General features: G+C 27.1%; 26 protein-coding genes and 5 tRNA genes. 13 read left to right on the top strand and 18 right to left on the bottom strand.

Going from position 1 to position 23,992, the window contains the following annotated elements; translation table 11 throughout:
• Window positions 1-11: 11 nt before the first annotated feature.
• Complete coding sequence (tkt, locus tag ATH_RS00980) at window positions 12-1,931, bottom strand: transketolase (RefSeq protein WP_066182484.1); 1,920 nt, start codon at window positions 1,929-1,931, stop codon at window positions 12-14.
• Between the two features lie 165 nt (window positions 1,932-2,096).
• Here tkt and ATH_RS00975 point away from each other — a divergent pair, with 165 nt between their 5' ends.
• Together ATH_RS00975 and ATH_RS00970 are read left to right on the top strand one after the other, a co-directional pair.
• Window positions 2,097-4,148 (top strand): HAMP domain-containing methyl-accepting chemotaxis protein, encoded by a 2,052-nt coding sequence (locus tag ATH_RS00975; RefSeq protein ID WP_066389999.1) that lies wholly within the window; start codon window positions 2,097-2,099, stop codon window positions 4,146-4,148.
• Window positions 4,133-4,849, top strand: coding sequence for a hypothetical protein (locus tag ATH_RS00970; RefSeq protein ID WP_066182479.1), 717 nt, complete (start codon window positions 4,133-4,135; stop codon window positions 4,847-4,849). Before ATH_RS00975 ends, ATH_RS00970 begins: the two co-directional genes overlap by 16 nt.
• A gap of 4 nt (window positions 4,850-4,853) precedes the next feature.
• On the opposite strand, the gene ATH_RS00965 is transcribed toward ATH_RS00970, so the two are convergent.
• Together ATH_RS00965 and ATH_RS00960 are read right to left on the bottom strand one after the other, a co-directional pair.
• Entirely contained in the window at window positions 4,854-5,225 is a 372-nt protein-coding gene (locus tag ATH_RS00965; RefSeq protein WP_066182476.1) for a biotin/lipoyl-containing protein, read from the bottom strand.
• 19 nt (window positions 5,226-5,244) lie between these two features.
• A complete protein-coding gene (locus ATH_RS00960; RefSeq protein ID WP_167542991.1) occupies window positions 5,245-5,493 on the bottom strand; it encodes an OadG family protein in 249 nt (82 codons plus the stop codon).
• A 122-nt stretch (window positions 5,494-5,615) separates the two neighbouring features.
• Here ATH_RS00960 and ATH_RS00955 point away from each other — a divergent pair, with 122 nt between their 5' ends.
• Window positions 5,616-6,485 carry an AraC family transcriptional regulator gene (locus tag ATH_RS00955; RefSeq protein WP_066182473.1) on the top strand — a complete coding sequence of 290 codons (870 nt, stop codon included), beginning with the start codon at window positions 5,616-5,618 and terminating at the stop codon, window positions 6,483-6,485.
• Window positions 6,486-6,495: 10 nt separating this feature from the next.
• Here ATH_RS00955 and ATH_RS00950 read toward each other — a convergent pair.
• Window positions 6,496-6,572: transfer RNA gene (locus ATH_RS00950), tRNA-Gly, on the bottom strand.
• A gap of 713 nt (window positions 6,573-7,285) precedes the next feature.
• Between ATH_RS00950 and ATH_RS00945 the strand changes: the two genes are divergently transcribed.
• Complete coding sequence (locus ATH_RS00945; protein ID WP_066185282.1) at window positions 7,286-7,876, top strand: replication/maintenance protein RepL; 591 nt, start codon at window positions 7,286-7,288, stop codon at window positions 7,874-7,876.
• A 540-nt stretch (window positions 7,877-8,416) separates the two neighbouring features.
• Window positions 8,417-8,632, top strand: coding sequence for a hypothetical protein (locus ATH_RS00940; RefSeq protein WP_066170351.1), 216 nt, complete (start codon window positions 8,417-8,419; stop codon window positions 8,630-8,632).
• 97 nt (window positions 8,633-8,729) lie between these two features.
• Here ATH_RS00940 and ATH_RS00935 read toward each other — a convergent pair whose 3' ends face one another.
• The 12 genes from ATH_RS00935 to ATH_RS00880 form a co-directional block, all read right to left on the bottom strand.
• Window positions 8,730-10,352 (bottom strand): site-specific integrase, encoded by a 1,623-nt coding sequence (locus ATH_RS00935; RefSeq protein ID WP_170167566.1) that lies wholly within the window; start codon window positions 10,350-10,352, stop codon window positions 8,730-8,732.
• 283 nt (window positions 10,353-10,635) lie between these two features.
• Window positions 10,636-10,720, bottom strand: a tRNA-Leu gene (locus tag ATH_RS00930).
• Between the two features lie 14 nt (window positions 10,721-10,734).
• Window positions 10,735-10,811: transfer RNA gene (locus tag ATH_RS00925), tRNA-Arg, on the bottom strand.
• A 12-nt stretch (window positions 10,812-10,823) separates the two neighbouring features.
• Window positions 10,824-10,900: transfer RNA gene (locus ATH_RS00920), tRNA-His, on the bottom strand.
• A 17-nt stretch (window positions 10,901-10,917) separates the two neighbouring features.
• Window positions 10,918-10,995: transfer RNA gene (locus ATH_RS00915), tRNA-Pro, on the bottom strand.
• A 79-nt stretch (window positions 10,996-11,074) separates the two neighbouring features.
• Window positions 11,075-11,398 (bottom strand): divalent-cation tolerance protein CutA, encoded by a 324-nt coding sequence (gene cutA / locus ATH_RS00910; RefSeq protein WP_066182469.1) that lies wholly within the window; start codon window positions 11,396-11,398, stop codon window positions 11,075-11,077.
• Entirely contained in the window at window positions 11,395-11,745 is a 351-nt protein-coding gene (locus tag ATH_RS00905; RefSeq protein ID WP_066182466.1) for a translation initiation factor, read from the bottom strand. The genes cutA and ATH_RS00905 overlap by 4 nt, the downstream gene beginning before the upstream one ends.
• A 1-nt stretch (window position 11,746) precedes the next feature.
• Window positions 11,747-12,748 (bottom strand): tRNA (adenosine(37)-N6)-threonylcarbamoyltransferase complex transferase subunit TsaD, encoded by a 1,002-nt coding sequence (gene tsaD / locus ATH_RS00900; RefSeq protein WP_066176032.1) that lies wholly within the window; start codon window positions 12,746-12,748, stop codon window positions 11,747-11,749.
• 8 nt (window positions 12,749-12,756) lie between these two features.
• Entirely contained in the window at window positions 12,757-13,320 is a 564-nt protein-coding gene (locus ATH_RS00895) for an RBBP9/YdeN family alpha/beta hydrolase (protein ID WP_066182463.1), read from the bottom strand.
• 1 nt (window position 13,321) lies between these two features.
• On the bottom strand, window positions 13,322-13,609 hold the full coding sequence (locus ATH_RS00890; RefSeq protein WP_066176039.1) for a hypothetical protein: 288 nt from the start codon (window positions 13,607-13,609) through the stop codon (window positions 13,322-13,324).
• Window positions 13,599-14,666 (bottom strand): 1-deoxy-D-xylulose-5-phosphate reductoisomerase, encoded by a 1,068-nt coding sequence (gene dxr / locus ATH_RS00885; protein ID WP_066182461.1) that lies wholly within the window; start codon window positions 14,664-14,666, stop codon window positions 13,599-13,601. Before dxr ends, ATH_RS00890 begins: the two co-directional genes overlap by 11 nt.
• Window positions 14,663-15,421 carry a phosphatidate cytidylyltransferase gene (locus ATH_RS00880; protein WP_066390003.1) on the bottom strand — a complete coding sequence of 253 codons (759 nt, stop codon included), beginning with the start codon at window positions 15,419-15,421 and terminating at the stop codon, window positions 14,663-14,665. The genes dxr and ATH_RS00880 overlap by 4 nt, the downstream gene beginning before the upstream one ends.
• Before the next feature lie 221 nt (window positions 15,422-15,642).
• Here ATH_RS00880 and ATH_RS00875 point away from each other — a divergent pair, with 221 nt between their 5' ends.
• From ATH_RS00875 to ATH_RS00865, 3 genes are all read left to right on the top strand, one after another.
• Window positions 15,643-16,119 carry a hypothetical protein gene (locus ATH_RS00875; protein ID WP_066176048.1) on the top strand — a complete coding sequence of 159 codons (477 nt, stop codon included), beginning with the start codon at window positions 15,643-15,645 and terminating at the stop codon, window positions 16,117-16,119.
• A gap of 114 nt (window positions 16,120-16,233) precedes the next feature.
• Window positions 16,234-16,671, top strand: coding sequence for a DUF3015 family protein (locus ATH_RS00870; RefSeq protein WP_066390004.1), 438 nt, complete (start codon window positions 16,234-16,236; stop codon window positions 16,669-16,671).
• Window positions 16,655-18,460 (top strand): Lnb N-terminal periplasmic domain-containing protein, encoded by a 1,806-nt coding sequence (locus ATH_RS00865; RefSeq protein WP_066390005.1) that lies wholly within the window; start codon window positions 16,655-16,657, stop codon window positions 18,458-18,460. Before ATH_RS00870 ends, ATH_RS00865 begins: the two co-directional genes overlap by 17 nt.
• Window positions 18,461-18,463: 3 nt before the next feature.
• Here ATH_RS00865 and ATH_RS00860 read toward each other — a convergent pair whose 3' ends face one another.
• Window positions 18,464-19,792: an NFACT RNA binding domain-containing protein gene (locus tag ATH_RS00860; protein WP_066182449.1), complete on the bottom strand. Its 1,329-nt coding sequence runs from the start codon at window positions 19,790-19,792 to the stop codon at window positions 18,464-18,466.
• A 96-nt stretch (window positions 19,793-19,888) separates the two neighbouring features.
• Here ATH_RS00860 and ATH_RS00855 point away from each other — a divergent pair, with 96 nt between their 5' ends.
• On the top strand, window positions 19,889-20,209 hold the full coding sequence (locus ATH_RS00855; RefSeq protein ID WP_066182446.1) for a cytochrome C: 321 nt from the start codon (window positions 19,889-19,891) through the stop codon (window positions 20,207-20,209).
• Between the two features lie 32 nt (window positions 20,210-20,241).
• Here ATH_RS00855 and ATH_RS00850 read toward each other — a convergent pair whose 3' ends face one another.
• Complete coding sequence (locus tag ATH_RS00850) at window positions 20,242-20,748, bottom strand: hypothetical protein (protein ID WP_066182444.1); 507 nt, start codon at window positions 20,746-20,748, stop codon at window positions 20,242-20,244.
• Window positions 20,749-20,857: 109 nt separating this feature from the next.
• On the opposite strand from ATH_RS00850, the gene thrS reads away from it, so the two are divergent.
• The 4 genes from thrS (at window position 20,858) to rplT (ending at window position 23,960) form a co-directional block, all read left to right on the top strand.
• Window positions 20,858-22,666 (top strand): threonine--tRNA ligase, encoded by a 1,809-nt coding sequence (gene thrS, locus ATH_RS00845; protein ID WP_083190913.1) that lies wholly within the window; start codon window positions 20,858-20,860, stop codon window positions 22,664-22,666.
• A 29-nt stretch (window positions 22,667-22,695) separates the two neighbouring features.
• Window positions 22,696-23,190, top strand: coding sequence for a translation initiation factor IF-3 (infC, locus tag ATH_RS00840; RefSeq protein ID WP_171017858.1), 495 nt, complete (start codon window positions 22,696-22,698; stop codon window positions 23,188-23,190).
• 121 nt (window positions 23,191-23,311) lie between these two features.
• Entirely contained in the window at window positions 23,312-23,509 is a 198-nt protein-coding gene (gene rpmI / locus ATH_RS00835) for a 50S ribosomal protein L35 (protein WP_066182436.1), read from the top strand.
• A gap of 94 nt (window positions 23,510-23,603) precedes the next feature.
• Window positions 23,604-23,960 (top strand): 50S ribosomal protein L20, encoded by a 357-nt coding sequence (gene rplT / locus ATH_RS00830; protein ID WP_066170394.1) that lies wholly within the window; start codon window positions 23,604-23,606, stop codon window positions 23,958-23,960.
• Window positions 23,961-23,992 lie beyond the last annotated feature (32 nt).

The following is a 23,992-nucleotide window of genomic DNA, read 5'->3' as shown; positions in this document are numbered from 1 at the left end:
CCTCTTTAAATTTATATATTTTTGAAATCTGCTACTATTTTTGATTTTAGTTTATCAACAGTAAATCCAAATTCATCAAAAAGTGTATCAGCTGGTCCACTAGCTCCAAATGTTTCCATACCAAAAACAACATCGGCGTATTTATAATATTCTAAAGCTCTTGCTGCTTCAACAGCATAAACTTTTGTTTTAGGATCAATTATTTTTTCTACATAAGATTTATCTTGTTCCATTAGAAGATCAAAACAAGGAACTGAAACAATATTTGCAATAATTCCTTCTTCTTCAAGTTTACAAGCAGTTTGAAGAGCAAGCATTACTTCACTTCCACTTGCCATAATTGTAATATTTGCATTCTCTCTTTTTGTTAGTAAATATGCTCCATTACAAACTTCTCCATAAGCTTTCTCATTTTTTAATACTTTTAAACCTTGTCTTGAACAAACAAAAGCTGTTGGTGCTTTCATTTTTAAAGCAATTTTCCAAGATTCAATATTTTCATTTGCATCAGCTGGTCTAAATGTATAAAAATTTGGTAATGCTCTAAATTGACTTAAATGCTCAATTGGTTGATGAGTTGGTCCATCTTCTCCAACTCCAATACTATCATGTGTCCAAATAAAATGTTGTGGAATATTTGCTAAAGCTGCTATTCTTGCACTTGGTTTTAAATAGTCACTAAATACAAAGAATGTTGCACTATAAACTCTAAATAATCCATATAAATTCATAGCATTTGCAATAGCTGCCATTGCGTGTTCTTTTATTCCAAAATGTATATTTCTTCCATTTGGGAAATCACCCATATTTTTTAATTCAGTTTTATTTGATGGAGCTAAATCTGCACTTCCACCCAAAAATCCTGGAATTGCTTCAGCAATTGAATTTAATATCTTATGATTTGAATCTCTTGTTGCAACACTTGAACCCTCTTCAAATTTTGGATAATTGATTGAATCAAAATCTGGATTTTGTAATTCATTTATCTTTTTCTTTGTCTCTTCATTTAAACTATCATTCCAAGCATTTTGTAAAGTTGAACCAATAATTAATTTATCAAAAGCACCTTTTACTTCTGCACTTACATAAAAATCTAATTCTGGATCAAATCCTGCTTTTATTTTTGCTTGTCTAATCTCTTCAACTCCAAGTGGTGCTCCATGAGAAGCAGCTGTTCCTTCAAGAGTTATTGCACCTTTTGCAATTGTTGTTTTAGCTATTATTAAAACAGGCTGTGTTGCACTTTTTGCTTGAATTAAAGCTTTATCAATTTGCTCAAAATTATGTCCATCAATCTCTATTACTTCAAAATCAATAGCTTGAAATCTTTTTTTAACATTTTCACTCCAAGCAATATTTGTATCTCCTTCAATTGTAATAGCATTTGAATCATAAATAATTACAAGATTATCAAGCTTTAAATGCCCAGCACTTGAACATGCTTCATAAGAGATTCCTTCTTGTAAATCTCCATCTCCACAAAGACAATATACTTTATGATTTATTACATCTTCTCCAAGAATATTTTTTGCATATTTACTAGCTGCTGAAAAACCAACTGCATTTGCAATACCTTGACCAAGTGGTCCTGTTGTAATTTCTATTCCATGAGTATGTCCATATTCTGGATGACCTGGTGTTTTTGAATTTGCTTGTCTAAAGTTTTTTATATCATTTAAAGATACATCAAATCCCCACAAATGAAGAAGTGAGTAAACAAGTCCTGTTGCATGTCCACCACTAAAAACTAATCTATCTCTATTTAACCATTTTTCATCAGCTGGGTTAAGATTTAAATGATTGCTTAAAACTGTTGCTATATCTGCCATTCCCATTGGAGCACCTGGATGCCCTGAATTAGCTCTTTGTACCATATCAGCAGCTAAAAATCTAATTGTATTTGCTTGTTTTTGTAAAAGTTCTTTTGACATAATTATCCTAATTATTGATGATTTTTTGAATTTGTGATTATATCTAAATGATGTTTAATCTTCTTAAATAATTTTACTGATTATAAAGCAATATTTATAACAATTGTATAAGTTATTTTGATACTTAGCTAAGATATAATCACAAAAAAAACAAGGAGCTTAGAAATGTCAATAAGAAATAGGCTAAGAATTTTATTACTAATTTTTACACTAGCTTTAATAATTATTAGTTTCGTATCATATATTAATACAAAGGAATCTTCTGATAAATTTACAAATATATCAGATGAAAGAATTCCTATTTTACTTGCTGTTGAAAACATCGATGCACTTAGGTATCATGTAAGATCAGTTACTTATCAAGTTTTTTCACTTGAACATAATCAAAACTCTAAAGAAGAATTAAAAAATGATTTACAAGCACTCAAAACTGAAAGAAGTGAACTTTGGAAAGAGATTGATGAAAATTGGGATTTCTTTGCAAGTACACCAAGAATGACAAAAAAAGGACAAGATGCTTTTAAACAACTAAATCAATCATTTATAGATTGGAAAAAAGCTCACTCTATTGTAGATGAAAAGCTTGATGAACTTATAGCAAACTCTGATGAAAATAGATATCCAACGCTGTTTGAAGAGTATGAACAAGTTGTTGATTCTATGTTATCTGTATCTAGAAATTTTGGTAAAGAAGTAGATGCTCAAAGAGGTCGAACTACAAATTTTGCTAAGCAAATGGTTGCAGAAGCAGTATCATCTTCAAACACTGCTCTTAATCTAATAATTATTTTATCTATTGTTATTTTGATTATAACTATTGGATTTACTATGATTACTACAAATATAATAGTTAGTTCTTTAAATAAAGTAAAAGTTGGTGTTTTAAGCTTCTTTGACTTTTTAAATGAGGAAGATAAAAAAGCAGAGTTAATAAACTTAAATAGTAATGATGAATTTGGAGAAATAGCAAGAGCTATAAACGATAATATCATTAAAACAGAAAATATTATTATAAAAGATGATGATTTTATTATCTGTGTTGAAGAGTTCATAAAAGAGCTTTCAAATGGTAATATGCTAGCAAGAATAGAAAAAGAACCTGAAACTAAAAATTTAAAAGATTTAAAAGAACTTTTAATTACTCTTCAAGATTATTTAGAACATACCATAGCTAGAGATATAAATGTTCTTCTAAGAGTTATAAATAGTTATAAGAAATATGATTTTACAGATAGATTTCCAAATCCTTATGCACAAGTTGCAGTTGCAATGAATGAATTAGGAGATGAAATTTCTAATCTTCTTAAACAATCTCTTCAAACAGGACTTACACTTGAGAACAGTTCAAATAATCTTCTTTTAAATGTTGATACTTTAAATCAAAACTCAAATAGTGCAGCAGCATCTTTAGAAGAAACAGCAGCAGCTCTTGAAGAGATTACAAGTACAGTTATTAGTAATTCTAATAATGTTAATCAAATGTCAAGATATTCAAGCGAAGTTAGTTCTTCAGCTAAAAAAGGTCAAGAATTAGCAAATAAAACTACAAATGCTATGGATGAAATAAATAATCAAGTAAATAAAATTAATGAAGCAATAAGCGTAATAGATAATATAGCATTTCAAACAAATATCCTAAGTTTAAATGCAGCAGTAGAAGCTGCAACTGCTGGAGAAGCTGGAAAAGGATTTGCAGTTGTTGCTCAAGAAGTAAGAAATCTTGCAAGTAGAAGTGCTGAAGCTGCTCATGAAATTAAAAATATAGTTTTAGAAGCTACAAAAAGTGCTGATGAAGGTAAAGATATTAGTTTTGAGATGATTAATGGCTACAAAGAATTACTAGTTAATATTGAAAAACAATCAGAAACTATAAAAGAAATTGCAAGTGCTTCAAAAGAGCAAGAAGCTGGAATAAAACAGATTAATGATGCAATAACTGGTCTTGACCAACAAACACAAAAGAATGCAAGTATAGCTGCTGATACAAAAGATATTGCAGTAAATACAGATAATATTGCAAAACAAATAGTAAAAGATGCTAACAGCAAAGAGTTTATTGGAAAAGATGAATTAAATTCTAATAAAGCTAAAAAAGAGAGTTCAAATAATAAAAAGGAACTTCCTAAAAAAGAGATAAAAATTGAATCTAAAAAAGAGATAAAAAAAGAGTTTAAATCATCAAAAGCAAATAATGATGATGAATGGGAAAGCTTCTAATAAAAAAGTTTCTTTATGAAATCTCAAAAGAAAACATAAAAGATAGAGAAACTCTTCTCTATCTTTATGAAAACTTAGAAGAGAACTACTATTTAAGTGATGATTTCTCTTTAGAGTTTTATATACTTCTTGCAAAAACTGGTTTTATATCAACTTCTATATTTATTGAAAACAAATTCTATTTACTACCAGAAATACAATTTGAATATGCTATTTTAGATTTCAAAAATCTTCATATAAGTAAAAAGGTAAATAATCTTTTAAAAAAAGATAATTATATATTTAAAAAAGATAACAACTTAAAAGATTTCTTTCTTAATTTGAATCTATATCATAAAGACAATTGGTTAATTAATCAGTATGAAGAGCTTATTTATGAATTAAAAAAACAAGTAAATCTTAATAATTTTGAAATAATACAGTTTTCTATTTATAATAAAGATGATGAATTAATAGCTAGTGAGATTGGATATAAAATAGCTTCTACTTATACCTCTTTAACTGGATTTTGTAACAAAGATAAAAAGTACAATAATTTTGGGAAACTTCAAATGACTCTTACAGCACAATATTTAGAAAATAACAATTTCTCTTTTTGGAATTTAGGTCATCCATATATGCAGTATAAATTTGATTTAGGTGCCACCTTATATTCAAGAAAAGAGTTCTTAAAAAGGTGGCTTGATTGTATAAATTCTTAGTATTTTAAGAAATTAAAATTAAAGTTTGTCCTTCTTCAACAGATTTATTAACCTCTGTTAAAACTTTTGTTACAGTTCCTGAAACTGTTGCAACTACATCAATTTCCATTTTCATAGCTTCTAAAATCATAATTTGCTGATCTTTTTCAACCTTATCTCCCTCTTTTACAAGAAGTTTCCAAACATTACCATTTACAGGTGCTTTTACTTCATTTCCTGAATATGTTGCTTGTGCTTGTGTTTGTTGTGTAACTTGTTGAACTGGTGCAATATTTTGCACAGGTGCTGCTACTTGAATATTTTGAACATCTCCTTCAAAAACAGAAACATTAAATCTTTGTCCATCTACAACTACTGTATAATTCCCATTTGCCATCTTTTCTCTCCTATTCTATTTATTTTTCGTTATGATATTTTATAGCAGCCATAATAGCAGCAACTTTTCTTGAATCTATTCCATAAGAACTTTGGGGACTCTGCGATATCATATTGTTATAAACAATATTTTGTACAGGTGCATTATCTTTTTTTGGAAAAAACTCTACAAAAGTTACTCCTTTTGCTTTAAATATAAATCCAACAACAAATATTGCTGTTGAAACAATTCCCATAACTATAAAAAAGTTCTCTAATAATGTTAGCAATACTCTTCCTTTTTATTTTATAGATTGACATTCTATGAAAATAATATTTTTACTTCTTCTTTTTAAGTGCTTTATAAATTGTTGTTTAGTGCTATTTTAAATATTTTTAGATATCATTACTTATGAAAAAAGAGACTTTAGAAAAACGAACTAAAATTGCAAATGATATTATGTACTATATTTACACACATATTGATACAAACATTGATATTGAAGAACTTAGTATTGATTTAAAGATAAGTAAATTTCATATGCATAGAGTTTTTAAAGAGATTTTTGGAAGAAATATATATGAAAGTATTAAATTAATTAGACTCCAAAAAGCTTCAAATTTACTTCTTACAAATAAATATTCAACTATTTCAAATATAGTAAACTCTTGTGGTTATTCATCTCAATCATCTTTTATTAAGATATTTAAAGAAAGATTTGGTATGACTCCTAAAGAGTGGAAAAATGGTGGATATAAAGAGTATTCAAATAATATTATTAGTCAATCAAAGTTATCTTTACAATCCTATAAAGATTTTAACTCAATAGTTCCTACTATTGTCAAAAAACCATCTATTGAAAGTTATTACATAAGAAATAGAGGTTATGATAAAAATATTGAAATAACTTGGCAGAAATTAGAAACTTGGCTTTTGACAAATGATATCAAGAAATATAAAAAAGCATCTTTATTTCATGATAATCCAACTATCACTCCTCTTGAAGAGTGTCAATATATTGCTTGTATTATTGTAGAAGATGATGAAATAATAAAGAGCGATAGATTACCTAAATTTAATATTGCTGAAGGTGTTTATGCAAAATTTCATTTAAAGTGCAAGAATGAAGATTTACTTCCTTTTATACAATGGGTTTATCACGAATGGCTTCCAAAGAGTGAATATGAGACTACAACTAAACCTTCTTATGCTATATATGAAAATCTTGATTTTATGAATAATAGTTTAGAATTTAATTTTTATGTTTCAGTAGAATTTTAATGATTTATAATGGAGCGGGAGACGAGACTCGAACTCGCGACAGTCTGCTTGGAAGGCAGAAGCTCTAGCCAACTGAGCTACTCCCGCAATAAAAGTAAATGGTGCGGATGAGAAGAAAAATAATTTCTCAATATGCAAAATCTACAAAGCTCCATAAAATGGGACATCACAAAATTGGTGCAACCGTTAGTTCAACATTTGGTTCAACCGTTTATATTTTGTAGAGTGAAATTATATGTAAAGAAATATTAATATTAGCTTAAGGTTTAAATACTGTTTAAAATCATTTTAAGGCACTTATTAGGCATTATTATCTCTTTTTCGTATATTTGTATGGATTAAGCTAACTTTAAGTTTTAGAGCTGTTTCTGTTTGTTTTTTATATGTATTGATTTTTTACTATTTTTTTTATGATTTTAAAGTAGGGAAAAAATAGGGTAATAAAAAAAAGAAAGAAAAGAAGCAAAAGAAATAAAAAAAATATAAGAAAAGAGTGTTCGTTTTGAAAAATGATACTAATGCCTTAGTATATCGGGCTTAGTGATAGTTTTCAATGTTTGGATTTTTCCATACATCTTGTTTGTATTTTTCCAAACATTTTACTACTATTTTTTGATTTGTTTGTATTCTTCCATACATTTTTATCTTTATTATTATCAACTCCCCTTATTATATCGGCTTTTATAGATATATTTGTTTTATTTTATAAGTTTTTTTTGTTTGTATTTTTCCAAACATTTTAGATTAATTCAAAAATACATGCTAAACTTAAAAATAACTTAAACATAGGAGAGTGAAAAATGTCTATAAATAAAATAATAGGTAAAGAAAGTTTAATAAGAGTTGATACTGGGGAAGTAGTAGAAATGGATATTGTACTTCAAAAACAAAGTGATACACTAAACAAAAGAGGTTGGAGGAGAACAAATATAAAAGAGTTAATGGAAATCTTAGCACTTGTAGGAAATAGAAAGATACAAGTATTAAATCTTTTAATACAAAAAATGAATGGAGCAAATAAAGTAGAAATTACACAAAGAGAAGTTGCTAAAATTTTGAATATAGATTTATCAACAGTATCAGCTGCATTTACTGAATTATCAGGGCAAGATATAATTAAAAAAATTAAGAACAATTATATAATCAATACTACAATAATTTCATGTTTTGGAGATGTAAAAAATAATGGAATCTTAACTAAGGAATATGGCTTTGAATATAAAAATAAAGAAAAAGATAAAATCAAATCTGAACAAATAAGAGTAATTCAAATCTCAAAAAAATTGAAAGAAATTGAAAAATTAAAAGCTGATATAGAACAATTAAATAATAAAAATTTTGTATGTAATAAAATTGCTAATACTAAAAACATAGAAGAGATAGAAATATAAAACTTATTCAAATTCTTTTACATTTCGTAGCTATTCGCTTTTGCGAGTAGCTTAATTTCACAAATGCACTTCATCTTCATTTTTAATATTAAATTATACAGAGAAATGTGTTTGGTCTAATTAGGGATAATATTTTAAGGCAGGATAAGCACCCCCGATGGGGGTGTCTGGCGGAGCCGTGGTGTTCGATTTCATCGATGTTTGTTGAGGAGCTTAACAGCACCTATGGACACTTTGAGGTGTCTAAATTGGAGCTATTGTTTTCTACAAAGCCCCATTGTATGGGTATATTATAACATTTTCTAGAGGTTCTATTTGTGTGTTTTTAGCCTAAAAACAGCATTAATTTAACAAATTGATAAAAAAGAGGTGTCTAAATTGGAGCCATTGTTTTTTACAAACCCTATCTGTATAGGCTTTGTTTGTTTTTTCAGAGGTTCTGTTTATGTATTTTTAGGCTAAAAACAACAAACTATGAAATTATTAAGATATACTTAATTTAAGCTTAAAAATATAAAAATAATAGGAGGGAGTTTTACAATGGAAAAAAAAACAATGCAACAAAGAAGAATAGATTTTTATCAAAATGAGATTAATGTTTTAGAATCTCATCTTAAAGAATTAAAAGAAGAACTAAAAGAAGAAAGAGAGATGAGAAGATTTGAAACTCATCATATTAAAGAAATGTTCACACATCTAAATGATAAAGAAAAAGAAGAGTATGGACATTTTCTTTTGTTTCTTGAGGAAGTGTGATATATTATTTCCTTTTGAAAATCTTAAAAGTTTTTAAGCTTTTAAGAAGAAAAAATATATCTCTAACACTTAACAAAAACAAGAAAATAAAAACTCATTAATCTTTTTTATAAAAATTTTGTATCCTAGCTTTTAAATCTTCTAAACTATCTAAATCATAACTAGCTTTATCTAGCTCTTCTTTTAAAAATTCATAAGATTGTTTTCCGTATTGTTGAGTTTGATTTAGTTCATGCCCTAAAATTACACTAATATGTTCTTCACTAACTCTTCCTTTTCTCATAGCACTAGCTAAGCTATGCCTAAAACTGTGTAAATCTAACAAGATTTCTCTATTTAAGATTTTTTGTAATGTTTCAATACTTAGCCATTCTCTTTTATATTTATTAAAAACTTTTCCAAAAGATTGTCCGTAGCCTTTTTTAGCAGTAAAATATAAATCATCGAATAATCTATCTACCCCTTTTGCTTTTTGTTGTTTTAAAAACTCTTCAAATCCATAATCTAAAATAATTTGAGGTATAGGTATTTTTCGCTTAGAAGCATAATTTTTTAATTTTTGGTCGCTATCTTCTTCTTTTATATCAAATACTAAAACATTATCTCGCTTTACAATTTGTTTTAATTTCACTTGTGCTATTTCGTTTGTTCTTGCTCCACAATGTAATAAAATCAAAGGCATCCAAACTTTTGATGGATTATTTTCTAGATTCTCTTCCAATTCTTCCTTATACCATCTACTAGTAAATAAAGCCTCTAGCTGTTCGTTTTTAAAATCTTTTCTCCTATTCTGTCTAGCAAATTTAACTTGTGAATGATTTAATCTATTTTTATCTAAATACTCTAAATTAACACAATATTCTAAAAAAGCATTAATCCCTATTAGCTTATTTTTAGTTGTCGTGGAATTAACTCTAGTTAAATTTTCTTCTCTTGTAATTCTTATCCATTCTTTATATTGCCCCTCTTTTCCTCTTATTTTTGGTTTAACACCTTTAGCATTTTCGTTTGGCATATCTTGAAAATCATATACAAAATTTAACATCTCTTCTGCTGTTATATCGATTAGATACTCTTTATCGCCCGTAAGTTGTAAAAAAATATCTAAAGGCTTAACATATCTGTGAAGTTCTTTAATTCCTTCTCTTTGTTTTTGAGTTTTAAACATCTCTACAAGTTCTTTAGCTGTGTATGTTTTGTATTTTGCCATTAATGGATTTTCTTTGTAGATTGTTGTTATTTCTTGTTGCCTTTTCTCTTCCATCTCAATTTGTTTTAGATATGCTTGGCTAAGTAGTTCAATCATTTTTTCTTTTTCGTTTGTCTTTTTAATTCTTGTTTCATTATCTTGTTTGTCTAAATGCAGTAACTCTATTTCTGCTTTTAAGGTATCATCAATCAGGAAATTTTGAAGATTTGTATCATTTTTAAATCTAGTTTCTGCTTTTCTAAATTCATCTTCCATTTTTGATTTTTTAATAATTTCATTATATTTTTCAATTTTTAAATCTTGATTAGATGAATGAACTACATCTACCATATTTTTTATTGCCTTATCGATTGCTTTTGGATGGCTTCCACTTCGTAAGATATTATCTTCTGTTATATATTCCCATCTTTGTTCTCTAGCTATTCTTTGCTCACTATAATCTTGTTTTGCTTTTTCTACATATTTACCTATCAGCTCTTTTATATACTTAACATTTTCTTCCCAATTCATTTTTATAACCATCTCCTCTACTTTTGGGTTGATTATACTTGTTATAAACTTAGCTTCTTTGTAGGAATCTGTTTTTAAAGTTATTGTAAAGTTTTTTCTTGTTTGTGGTATTTTTCACTTATAGTAATATTGTTCTCTATGTTTTATTATATAACTCATAATGATTTAACCTTTTTTGGTTCAACCACGGGTTCAACATTTGGTTCAATTTTATGATTTTTTCTCTTTTATTATATAAAAAGTATTTAGAGAGTTCGATTTTATGGGGCTTGTAGGGGTTATATGGTGCGGATGAGAAGACTCGAACTTCCACACCGTGAGGCACTAGATCCTAAGTCTAGCGTGTATACCAATTTCACCACATCCGCACAATATACATAAATGGTACTCCCAGTACGATTCGAACGTACGGCCTACGCCTTAGAAGGGCGTTGCTCTATCCAGCTGAGCTATGGAAGCATAAAAAAAGAATGGGGTAGATAATGGGACTTGAACCCACGGCCCTCGGAACCACAACCCGATGCTCTAACCAACTGAGCTATACCTACCATATTTATTAAAAAAATGGTCGGGGCGAGAGGATTCGAACCTCCGGCCCCCTGGTCCCAAACCAGGTGCGCTAACCAGACTGCGCTACGCCCCGACACGCACCTTTTATCTCAAAAAGTGGACGGAATTATATTATATAATTTATCTTTTGTCAAGTGTTTTTAGGTTTTTTCTTAACTTTTTATCTTTTTCGTATTTTCTAATATATAATTAAAATATTCTTTACTTATATTACTTATCTCTAGCTCGGTAACTTGGGGCACTTTATATGAGTGATTTTTTATAATAGTTTTTCTAACTTTTTTAAACAAATCTTTTCTTGTTTTTATATTTAACAAAAATTCATCCTCTTCATAAAGTTTATCTTGCCAATTATATAATGAAACTATTTTTTCTATTTGAATACATGCTGCTAGTTTTTTATCTAATAGTATTTTTGATAAATTCTTTGCTTCTTTTAGCTTATTACAAGTTGTTTTTACAATAGTAGTTTTCATTTGTTTTTAAACTTCCAAGAACTGCTTTCTAGAATTAATCTAGCTTTATCTTTTAAATCACCTTGAAGTTCTATATATTCATCTTTTATTGCTCCTCCACAAGCAAGTTTTGATTTTAAAAGTTTTAAAACCTCTTTTTTTTCATTCTCTTCTAATTGAAATCTACCAATAATAGTAACTGGTTTGCCATTTCTTTTCTCATATAAAAAAACTAATCTATGTTCATTTTTTGGTAAAATTAAACTCTTTTCTATATTTTTATTTTTTCTATCCTCTTTTTGTGTATCAAAGCTACTTATTTCAAGTTTTGAGCCAATATTTTTTGCTAAAAGATCTGCTAAACTCATTTTAAAGCTCCTTTACTCTTGTTTTTATATCAAGTTCTTCTAAATTTATAAAATCTTTTATTTTATATTGTTCTATAGCAACTCTTCCAATCATTGCTGCATTATCTGAACAATATTTTAATGAACTTAAAAGTAGTTTTGTATCATATTTTGCACAAAGTTCCTCTATATTCTCTCTTAGATATATATTTGCACTTGCTCCTCCAACTATTGCAAAAGTTTTTGGTGCTGATTTTTTAAATAATTTATTTAATTTTTGTAAAATATGTTTTGTTGCTGCTTTTTGAAAACTTGCTGCTATATCACAAATATCATCTTCACTAAGTTCATTTTTTTCTTCTTTTATCTTTTCTATTTCGACTCTAACTGCATTTTTTAAGCCAGAATAACTAAATTCAATATTTGGACTTTGAGAAAGTGGAATAGGAAAAGAAAATCTATTTTCATTTCCTTTTTTTGCTTTTTCCTCAATTATTGGACCACCAGGATATGACAAATTCATCATTTTTGCAACTTTATCAAAACTCTCTCCAAAACTATCATCTAAAGTTCTAGCGACTGTTTTCATACTATTTAAATTATTAGCCTCAATTATTTGAGTATGTCCTCCTGAAACTAAAAGAATTGTTATAGGAAAACACTCTTCTTTTTCAATAAAAAGTGAATATATATGACCTTTTAGATGATTTACAGCTATTAAAGGAAGATTTAAAGCTATACTTATAGCTTTTGCCATAGCAACTCCTTCTGTTAGTGTTACACTAAGTCCAGGAGCATTTGTAACAGCAACTGCTTTTATATCTTTTAAATACTCTTTACACTCTTCAAATATCTTAGGCAATGCTTCTATATGAAGTCTTGCTGCAAGTTCTGGAACAACTCCTCCATAAAAACTATGTTCTAATTCTTGAGATATCTTTTTATGAAAAACTAAGTCTAAACTATCTATCTTTGTAATTGATATTGAACTATCATCACAAGATGATTCAATTGCTAAAATCATTTATCTTCCTATATATTTTGTGAATTCTCTTCACAAACTTCTTCTCTTTTCACCCAGTCTAAAGCACAGTCAAGTTTTCCAAATCCAGCACTTGTATTTATATGTCCAGCATTTTCCATAATTTTCATACCAATATTTAATTTACTTTGCAAATTTATAGCTTCTTCTATGCTCATAAAAGGATCATTTGTAGATGCTGCAATTATTGCTTCTTTTGATTTTAAATTTTTTGGTACAGGATAGGGGAAAAAGCTTTTTGCCTCTTCTAATTCTTTATTTCTAACAGGGGCAACAAGCATTAATTTATCTAAACTAATATCAAGTTCCTCGCAAATATGAAACCATAAGATATTTGCTAAAGAGTGACAAACTACGATTTGTGGCTTAAAATGTTTTATCTCATCTTTTATAAACTCTTTCCACTCATTTAAATTTGGACTATTTTTATTTGGTAATAAAGGAAAAGATACAACATAGTTATCTTTTATTAGATCACTTGCAAGATGTGCTTGCCAATGTGGAAAATCACTTCCATTTAGTCCATGTAAAATCAAAACTCTTTTTCTGCTCATTTTAATTCTCTCTTTTTATATATTTAATATCAAATTTAGCACTTTTTATTCTATCTTCTAAACCCTCTTCAAGTAATTCACAAGATAGTTTATATTTCTCTTTAAAAATAAGTCCAACTAGCTCTTTTTTCTCTATTTCATTCTCTTTTGAAGGATTATGTTTTTTCCACTCTTCAAATTTCTCTTCATAAATATTTACAATATCTTTTTCAAATTTTGTTCTACTATATATTAAATAGATTGTTATTATTATTAAAATTCCAAAAGGAATTAACATATCAATTCCCAAAATAAGCTCTTACTTCTTTATCTATTAAAAAAACATCCTCTATATTTGTAGCTTTTAAAGAAGAAAATTTTTCAATAGCATTTAAAGTTATTTTTGAAATATCTAAAAAACCAATCTCACTATTTAAAAATTTAGAAACAGCTATTTCATTTGCAGAGTTTAAAACAACTCCTAAATCAGGATTAGAAAGAATTTCATCTTTTATTTGCCAAATTGGATATCTATCTTTTTCTATTTTTAAAAAGTTTAAAGATGAAACTTCAAGTAAATCTACTGGCTTTAAAATCTCATCTTCAACTTTATCTAAAATTGCATAAGCTATTGGAAGTTGCATTGAAGTATTTGCAATATGAGCTGTTGTACTTCCATCTGTAAAGTTTATAAAAGCATGAATCATTGATTTTGGTTCTATTATTGCATCAAGTTTTTTTGTATCAAAAAGCCAAGCTGCTTCAAGAAGTTCAAACATCTTATTTGTCATTGTTGCACTATCTATTGTAATTTTATTTCCCATCTTCCAATTTGGATGATTAAGTGCTTCTTTTACAGATACATTCTTTAAGTTTTCAATTGGATAATCTCTAAAAGAACCTCCACTTGCAGTTATTATCATAGAATCTATTTTTTTATTTTGATATAAATACCAAAGTGCAAAATGCTCACTATCTATTGCTCTTAAATTTGTTTTATCTATAAATTTTCCTGCAACAACAAGTGACTCTTTATTTGCTAGACATAATTTTTTATTACACTCTATTGCTTTTAAAGTTGGTTTTAATCCTAAAAATCCAACAAGTGCATTTACAACAATATTTGAAGAGCTATTTTCAATAGCTCTTAAAATTGCATCTTCTCCAAAACTTACATTTTTGTGATTTACTTTGTGTAAATCTTCTTTAAAAGCAATTATCACTTTTTTAGGATTATGCTCTTTTATCTGCTTATTCAAAAGTTCTATATTTCTTCCAGCTACTAAAACTTCAATATCTAAGCTGTATTTTTTTGCAACTTCTAAAGTATTTACACCAATAGAACCTGTACTTCCAAGTATTATCAAATAACTACCCTAAGAAGAACAAGCATCACAACTGCACCAAATAAATATCCATCAACTCTATCTAAAATTCCACCATGTCCTGGTAAAATATTTCCACTATCTTTTACTCCAGCTTCTCTTTTTAGATAACTTTCAAATAAATCTCCAAAAACTGAAGATAAAGATACAATAGCTGCAATAATAATTGAAGCAATAAATCCAATATCATCAATTGAAGTTAAAGCACCTAAAATAACAGCTAAAAGCATACCTCCAAAAACACCTTCTAAAGTCTTATTTGGACTTGTTTCACAAAATTTCGTTTTACCAAAATTTTTTCCTGCAAAATATGCTCCTGTATCAGTAGCTGCAACTATTATTAAAAGCCAAAAAAGTGCTCCAACTCCATATTCACTATAAAGTGCCATCAAAAATACAAAAGATGCAGTAGGATAAAATAGTGGTAAAACCATTTTTTTATCTAGTTTTCTTTTATATGCAAGTTGAGAAGCATATCCCATAGCTACAATGAATATAAGATCAACTGGACTTGGATAAAAATAAACTGCAACCCAAAGTAACACTATATAAACATAAATACTTTTGTCTTCTAGTTTGTATAAAGTTTTTGATTCACTAACAGCAATGATTAAAGCTACTCCAAAAAATAGCCAAAAAATAAAATATGAATCAATAATTCCTAAAATAAGCACAAAAGCAATAAGTGCTATTCCTGTTTTGACTCTTAAAGATAAGTTTCCAATAAGTTCTAACATTTTGTTACCTTAAAATAAAATGTGTATATATTACACAAATTTAACTTTTATTCTAATATATTTATTAAAATTATTGCTTTATAATTGATATAGAAGAATAATATTCTTTATTGTGTATATTCTACTCATAAATTATTTATTTATCTATCTTCTTGAAATAATAATGGACTAAAGTATATTTTTTATATATAATCAAATTTATTTTTATAGAGGAGAATATTATGTTAAAAACTTTTAAAGTTTTATTTTTATCGTTAATTACAATCACTTTTATTACAGGTTGTACACAAAGGGTTACAGATTTTACTGTTATTTCTACAAAAAATGTAGATTTAAATTCTAAATCATTAAAAAGAGCTTCAGAAAGAGTTCGAGGTGAGGATCCAGCTTATATGATTATTATATTTCCAACTGGTACTACTCACTTAAAACAAGCTATAGATAATGCCATAGAAAAAGTTCCAGGAGCAGTAGCTCTTGCTGATGGTGTTGTTTCTTTTACTAGTTTTTATATACCACTTATTTTTGGAAAAACTACTTATGTTGTTGAAGGAACTCCATTAATTGATCAAAATTTAGTTTCTAGTTTACCTTCAAACTATATAATTTCGACTTATAATAATGAGCTAAAAGATTTTGAAACTAAATATGTTTCAAAAGAAGAATTTGAATTATATAAATCTAAATTAAAGTCTTAATTTACAAACTATGAGAGTATTAATTATAAAGTTAATACTCTCTAAGTTTTTCACTCTGAAAATTTAATATTTATTTATTTTAAAGTTAATCTTATATTTTAAAAAGGATCCAATATGAAAAAAATATTTTTATCAATATCTTTGTTTTTAATTACAAGTTCATTGTATGCAAAGCATCCAAATACTGGTTGTGGTCTAGGTAATACAGTAATTAAAGACCAAAGCACAACAGTATCTCAAGTATTGGCAATAACTACTAATGGCTCAGCAAGTCAAACTTTTGCTATTACAAGTGGAACTTTTGACTGTGAACAACCAAAAAGTTTTGCATCAAATGACAAATTAAACAGATTTGTAAATGAAAACATGGATGAATTAGCAATGGATATTTCATCAGGAAATGGTGAAACTTTATTAACTGTTGCAAATTTAATGAATGTTGAAAACAACGATGCATTTTTTGCAAAATTACAAGCTAATTTTTCAGAAATTTATTCAAATGAAAATGTAAGTTCTGCTGAAGTTATTGATACTATTGCAAAACTTATGTAATCTTTCTAAAAAAGTAACAAAGAGTTTTCTCTTTTGTTGCTTTTTTTTATCTCCATTATTTTCAAATGATATTTACAATTTAGCTATTGAAAAGAAATTATATGAAGATAGTTATTTTAAAAAACTGTTTCATTATAAATCATCTAGCAGTGAAATAGATTCTAGTAATTTTTTTATTTCCAAAAATGGTAAATATGATTTGAAAGATGAGTTAATTGAAACTCTAAAAGCCCTAGAAAACGGAACAGATAATATTTTATGTAGGTTTCCATTAAGAGTAGATTTTCTTAAAAATAGTATTCCTAATTTAGATAATATTATTAAAAAATATGAATGTAGTGAATTAGAAGAGTATAAAAAAACTCTAAATGCAAATTTTATAAGCCTTGTATTTCCAGCTTCTCATATTAACTCTCCTGCTTCAATGTATGGACATACTTTTCTAAAAATTTCATCGCAAAAAGATTCTCCTTTATTATCTTATGCTTTAAATTATGCAGCTGAAACAAATGAAAAAAATGGTTTGATTTTTGCTACTAAAGGTATTTTTGGTGGATATGAAGGTAAATATACCATTCAACCTTACTATGAAAAATTAAAAACATATAATAATATAGAACAAAGAGATGTTTGGGAATATGATTTAAATTTAAAAAAAGATGAAATAGATAGATTAATTTTACACTCTTGGGAATTAAAAGATTCATATGCTGATTATTTCTTTTTTAAAGAAAATTGCTCATATTCACTTTTATGGTTATTTGAAGTAGCCAGACCTAATTTAGAGCTAACAAATCATTTTACTTTCAAAACTATTCCTCTTGATACAATAAAACTTTTAGATAAAGAAAATTTAATTGATGATTCAAAATATAGATACTCAACAATGAAAAAAATGAAATATCTTTTGAATGAAAAAATAGAAAATAAAAAGTTTATAAATGATTTTATAAAAAAAGACAAAACACTTGAAGATAGTTTAAGCCAAGAAGACAAAATAGCATATCTAGATCTTAAAATTGCTTATACTCAATATTTAAGAAGTGAAAAAGGTACAGAAAAAAATAAATATGTAAAGAATTATCTAAATACCTTAAAAGAGAGGAGCTCTTATCCAATCTCTTCTGATTTTGATATAAAAGCTCCAACAAATCCTATATACTCTCATAATTCTTCAAGAGTTGGGCTTTTCTATGATTCAAATGATAATTTTGAATTTACTATAAAACCAGCTTATCATGATATTTATGATGTTGAAGATGGTTATTTACAAGGTGCATATATAGATTTCTTTGAATTAAAACTAAAAAAAGAGAAAAATGAAGATATAAAAATCGATAAAATAACTCTTTTGAATATAGAATCTTTCTCTCCAAGAGATCAACTTTTTAAATCACTCTCTTGGACTATAAATACTGCTTATGAAAAATTTGATTTTAACAATGATGACTCTTTTAAAATAAATCCTAGCTTTGGTACTAGTTTTGGTTTAGATTCTACTTTTGCATATATTTTACTTGATTTAAACTCATTTTTTACATCTAAAGAACAGTTTTATTCAGCTGGTACAAGAGTTGGAATAGTTAGTAACTATTTTAAAAATACCAAATTTGGTCTAGATTATCGTTATGCAAAATTTGATAAAGGTTTTGAAAGAAATAGCTTTGAAGCTTTTTATACTTTGAAACTAAATAAAGATTTTGCATTAAATTTAAAATATCTAAATAATGACTTAGAGAAAAATCAAGATAGTCTAAAATTTGGTTTTTATTACTACTTTATCCCTTAAAATCTATATCTTTACAACAATAGTATTATAAGGATTATATAATACATTTGCACCATGTTGTATTTTTACATTTCTTCTTTGTGTATAATCGACTTCAAAAACACCTTTGCTATCAACACTAAACTCAACACACAGCTTAGCAGCTTTTTCTATAAGACTATTTGGAATAGTTTTTTTACTATTTTGTACAATTACATGACAAGATGGTCTATCTTTTAAATGAAACCAAAAATCACTTGCTTTTGAGTTTTCAAGTAGATAAATATTTTCTCTTTCATTGCTTCCAAGCATTATTTTAAAACCTTCAAAGAAAAAACTTTCATAATTTTTCTCTTTCTTTGTTTTTGTTTGATTTTTATCTTTTTTAGGAAGTAAAAACTCACACTCTTCAATACTATTTGAATTTTCAATATTTAATTTTAATTTATTTGCGAAAAGTAATTTATCTTCAAGATTATCTTTCTCTATTTTTATATTATTTGCTTTTTGTTTTGCTCTTTTTGCATTTTTAAAAAGTTTATTTGTGTAAATACTTGGATTTTTTGAGTTTTCAAGTTCTATTTTAATCTCTATATTTTCACTGTTTAAAACTAATATCTCGTTTTGATAAGGTTTAATATTATGAAGATTTGCCAAAATTAAATTTGCTTTTTCATAAATCTCTTTTGCCTCAAGCTCCAATTCATCTTTTTTTGGAAGTTTCTTCAAAATATTTTCTATTTTTTGTATATCTTTTTCTACAATATTAAGTTTTTGTTTTTTAATAAGTTCAAAGTTGTTTTCCTCTTTATTTTCATAAATATTATATAAAAATTCTTCTATATCATCTACTTTTTCTTCTTTAAAAACAATATCTTTTTTTGGAAGAGGAAGAAGTTTTACTCCAACTTTAACAACTCTAAAAGATGAATTCTCATCAATATGTCTTAAGGCTTCAAGCACAATCTCATTTTCATCTAGTATTAGAATATTTGTATATTTACCTGTAAATTCCAACTGCAAAATAGAAATCTCTTTTTTATAAGAGTTTGAAGAGTTTGTAATAAATCTTATTACTTTATCATCATTTAATAAAAATATATTCTCTATTTTCGCATTTGTAAATCTTTTTTGTAAAACTACATCAAAGGGTGCTTGAAACTCTTTTTTTGAAGCTAGTTTTTCTTTAGATTTAAATATCATTGAGTTTGATTTTGTTAAATCAAAATATATGATATTTGAATTATTAAATTCTATTATAATAATATTGTTATCAATTCTTCTTATAATCTTTATAAATTGGGCTTTTACAAGCAGATATTCAACTATATTTTTAAGCAAAAAGTATCTCATTTTTCATTCTCTTTTATTAATTTTTTATTATAATTTTCAGACTATTTTTATATCAAATAGCTATAATTGTACCCAAATTTTATTTAGGAGAATTATATGAAATTATTAAACTTATTGTTGGCTTCTTTTTTAGCTTTAGCAATCACTTCAACTTCACTTATGGCAGATGCTTCAAGAGGTCAAAAAGTTTTTATTAAATTTTTAAAAGAGCCTTGTGGTATGGATGGTGCAATATTTGCTCTAAAGCACACTCAAGATGAGTGGAGACAAATAAAAGCTGATGGAAAAGCTGAAGCTGAAATAATGAAGTTTTGTCCAAACTATGTTGAAGGTTCTGTTAAACCAAACTTACTAAATAGTGTAATGGATTTTTCTATTGAATTTGCTAGTGATTCAGGAAATGTTCCAGCTTGTTAATCAAAATTTACTATAAATGAGTGAATACTCTTTTATAGTGAAAAGTTTTCATAGTTTTCTATTGTTCTTTCAGCAATATCAATCATCTTTATATTCATATTTCTAAAATCACTATTTTTTATTTTTAATAAAAACTTATCATAAACATTTGAATATGGATAGAGTATAAAATATATGTACTCTTTACTATCTGCTTCTTTATTAAGTTCTTTAAACCAAAGTGCTAAAAGTGAGAATAATAGCATTGAAGGATTAAAAGATTCATCTTTTTGTAAAGATTTTGAGATGCTTCTATTTATAAAATTATAAGATTTTAATATAGCTTTTACTCTAAATGAGTTTTGATTCTTTATATAAAAGCTTGAATCTTGCAAAAGGTTATTTAACTGTTTATATATATCACTATTTATTGTTTTAAACTCTTCTTCAAGTAAATCATCAAGTCCTAGATTACTTTTTGAATCTTTATATGAATTTATTAAATCCCTACAAAATAGTAGAAGTGCTTCGGTTTTTATTTTTGAAATATTTAAAATCATTCCAAATTGTAACTTATTTTTATTAAATATCTCTATGTTTTTTTAGATTAAGGCTTTTTAAGATAAAATAGTTGCATTTTAAATTTTAAACATAGATAAAAGGAATTTTTTGGAACCAATTGGTATTTTAAATGATGGTCAAATTTTCGACCTTCAAACTGCAGAAGCTTTAAATATTGTAGGAGATACAATAAAAGCTGACGACTCAAACGAATCTTTAGAGATTTTAAGACATTCAACTGCTCATCTTATGGCTCAAGCTATCAAAGAACTATATCCTGAAGCAAAATTCTTTGTTGGTCCTGTTGTGAATGAAGGATTTTATTACGATTTTAAGGTAAATAATAAAATCTCAGATGAAGATTTACCAAAAATTGAAAAAAAGATGAAAGAGCTTGCAGATAGGAAACTTCCAATTACAAGACATGAAACTTCAAGAGAAGAGTTTTATGAGAAATTCAAAAATGATGAGCTAAAACAAGCTGTTTTAAAAAATATTAAAGATGAAGTAATAACTGTTTATAAACAAGGTGATTTTGAAGATTTATGTAGAGGTCCACATTTACCAAATACAAGAATGATAAGAAGTTTCAAACTTACAAGAGTAGCTGGAGCTTATCTTGGAGGCGATGAAAAGAATGAAATGATTACAAGAATTTATGGAATTTCATTTTTTGATAAAAAAGCTTTGAATGATTATATTACGATGCTTGAAGAAGCTAAAAAAAGAGATCATAGAAAATTAGGAACAGAGTTAGAATTATTTACATTTAATGATGAAGTAGGAGCTGGTCTTCCACTTTGGCTTCCAAATGGTGCAAGACTTAGAAGTAAATTAGAACATCTTTTATATAAAGCTCATAGAGTTAGAGGTTATGAGCCTGTTCGTGGTCCAGAAATTTTAAAAGCTGATATGTGGAGAACTTCAGGACACTATGCAAATTACAAAGAGAATATGTATTTTACAACTATTGATGAGCAAGAGTATGGAATAAAACCAATGAACTGTGTTGGTCATATTCAAATCTTTGATAATGATTTAGTTTCATACAAAGAACTTCCAAAAAAATTCTTTGAATATGGAGTTGTACATAGACATGAATTAAGTGGAGCTATGCATGGATTATTTAGAGTAAGAGAGTTTACTCAAGATGATGCACATATTTTTTGTACACAAAATCAGATAAAAGATGTTATTTTTGAGGTTTTAGAATTTGTTGATTCTCTTTTAAAGCTATTTGATTTCAAATATGAAATTGAAGTATCAACAAAACCAGAAAAAGCAATTGGTGATGATATTTTTTGGGAAACAACTACAAAAGCTATTATGAATGCTTTAGATGAAAAAAATATATCTTATGGAATAGATGAAGGTGGTGGAGCATTTTATGGTCCAAAAATTGATATCAAAATTCTTGATGCAATTGGAAGAAAATGGCAATGCGGAACTGTTCAAATTGATATGAATTTACCTTCAAGATTTAATATATCTTATATAAATGAAAAAGGTGAAAAAGAACAACCTGTGATGATTCATAGAGCAATTTTAGGTTCATTTGAAAGATTTATAGGAATTTTAACTGAACACTGTGCTGGAGAGTTTCCATTTGCAATTGCTCCAACACAAGTTATTTTTATACCAATAGCTGAGCCACATGTTGCTTATGCTAAAGAGTTACAAAAAGAGTTAATTGAAAATGATTTAGACTCATCAATTTATGATATGAATGAGAGTTTAAATAAAAGAATAAGAATGGCAGAGAAACAAAGAGTTCCAATGCTTGTTATTCTTGGTGATGAAGAGCTTGCAAATAAAACTGTGGCTCTAAGAGATAGAAGAAAAAGAGAGCAATCAAATTTAAGCAAAGATGAATTTTTGCAGAATTTAATAAATATACTAAAAGGAAGTAAAATTTGAGTAGAGACAATAGAAAATCAGATGTAATTATGAATGAAGATATTACAGCAAAAGAATTAAGATGTACAAGTGATGATGGAGAGAATTATGGAATAATTACAACTGCACAAGCACTTTCTCTTGCAGATGAAGCTGGTCTTGATTTGGTTCTTATAGCACCTGATGCAAAACCACCTGTTGCTAAGATTATGGATTATAGTAAATTCAAATATCAACAAGAGAAAAAGAAAAAAGAAGCTAAAAAGAATCAGAAAGTTATTGTTGTTAAAGAGATAAAATTATCTGTAAAAATTGCTGAAAATGATATAAATTACAAAGTAAAACATGCAATTGAATTTTTAGAAGATGGAAATCATGTTAAGTTTAGAGTTTTTCTAAAAGGTAGAGAGATGGCAAATCCTGAAGCTGGTGTTGAAGTTCTAAATAGAGTTTGGGCTATGGTTGAAAACATTGCTGTTATGGACAAAGAACCAAAACTTGAAGGTAGATACGTAAATCTTCTTGTAACTCCTAAAAAAGACTAATATTTAAAAGAGAAGTAACTCTTCTCTTTTTATTTTTTTAAACTACCATTAATATCTACTTAGGTATAATGCAAAACTTTTTCATTAAGAAAAATGCAAATTTATATGAAAGGATTTCTTTATGCCAAAAATGAAAAGCGTTAAAGGTGCTGTTAAAAGATTTAAAGTAAAGAAAAACGGATCTATTAAAAGAGGTTCAGCTTTTAGAAGCCACATTTTGACAAAAAAAACTCAAAAAAGAAAAAGAAATTTAAGAGGACCACAAACTGTACATAGTACAAATATAGCTGGAACTCTTTCTATGTTGTGTAAAGCGTAATTACTATTTTTAGTAATTTGTCCCTCCATTTATAATGGATAAGTTCGGTTAAACCGACACCTTATTTAAGTATAACGGTAAAGAAAGGAAAGATATGCCAAGAGTAAAAACTGGTGTTGTAAGAAGAAGAAGACACAAAAAAATATTAAAATTAGCAAGAGGTTTCTATAGTGGAAGAAGTAAACACTTCAGAAAAGCTAAAGAACAATTAGAAAGAAGCCTTGTTTATGCTTATAGAGATAGAAGACAGAAAAAAAGAGATATTAGAAAACTGTGGATTATAAGAATCAATGCGGCTTGTAGATTAAATGATATTAACTACTCAAGATTTATAAATGGTCTTAGATTATCAGGTATTGAACTAGATAGAAAAATACTTGCTGATCTTGCTATGAATGATTCTGCTGCATTTGCATCTTTAGTAGTTTCTGCTAAAGCAGCACTTAAATAATAAATTTGCAATTATAAATAAAAAAGGGAAGA

This window comes from Aliarcobacter thereius LMG 24486, assembly GCF_004214815.1.
GTDB lineage: Bacteria > Campylobacterota > Campylobacteria > Campylobacterales > Arcobacteraceae > Aliarcobacter > Aliarcobacter thereius.
Note: the sequence above shows the minus strand (reverse complement) of the source record. Positions and strands in the feature narration are given on the sequence as shown.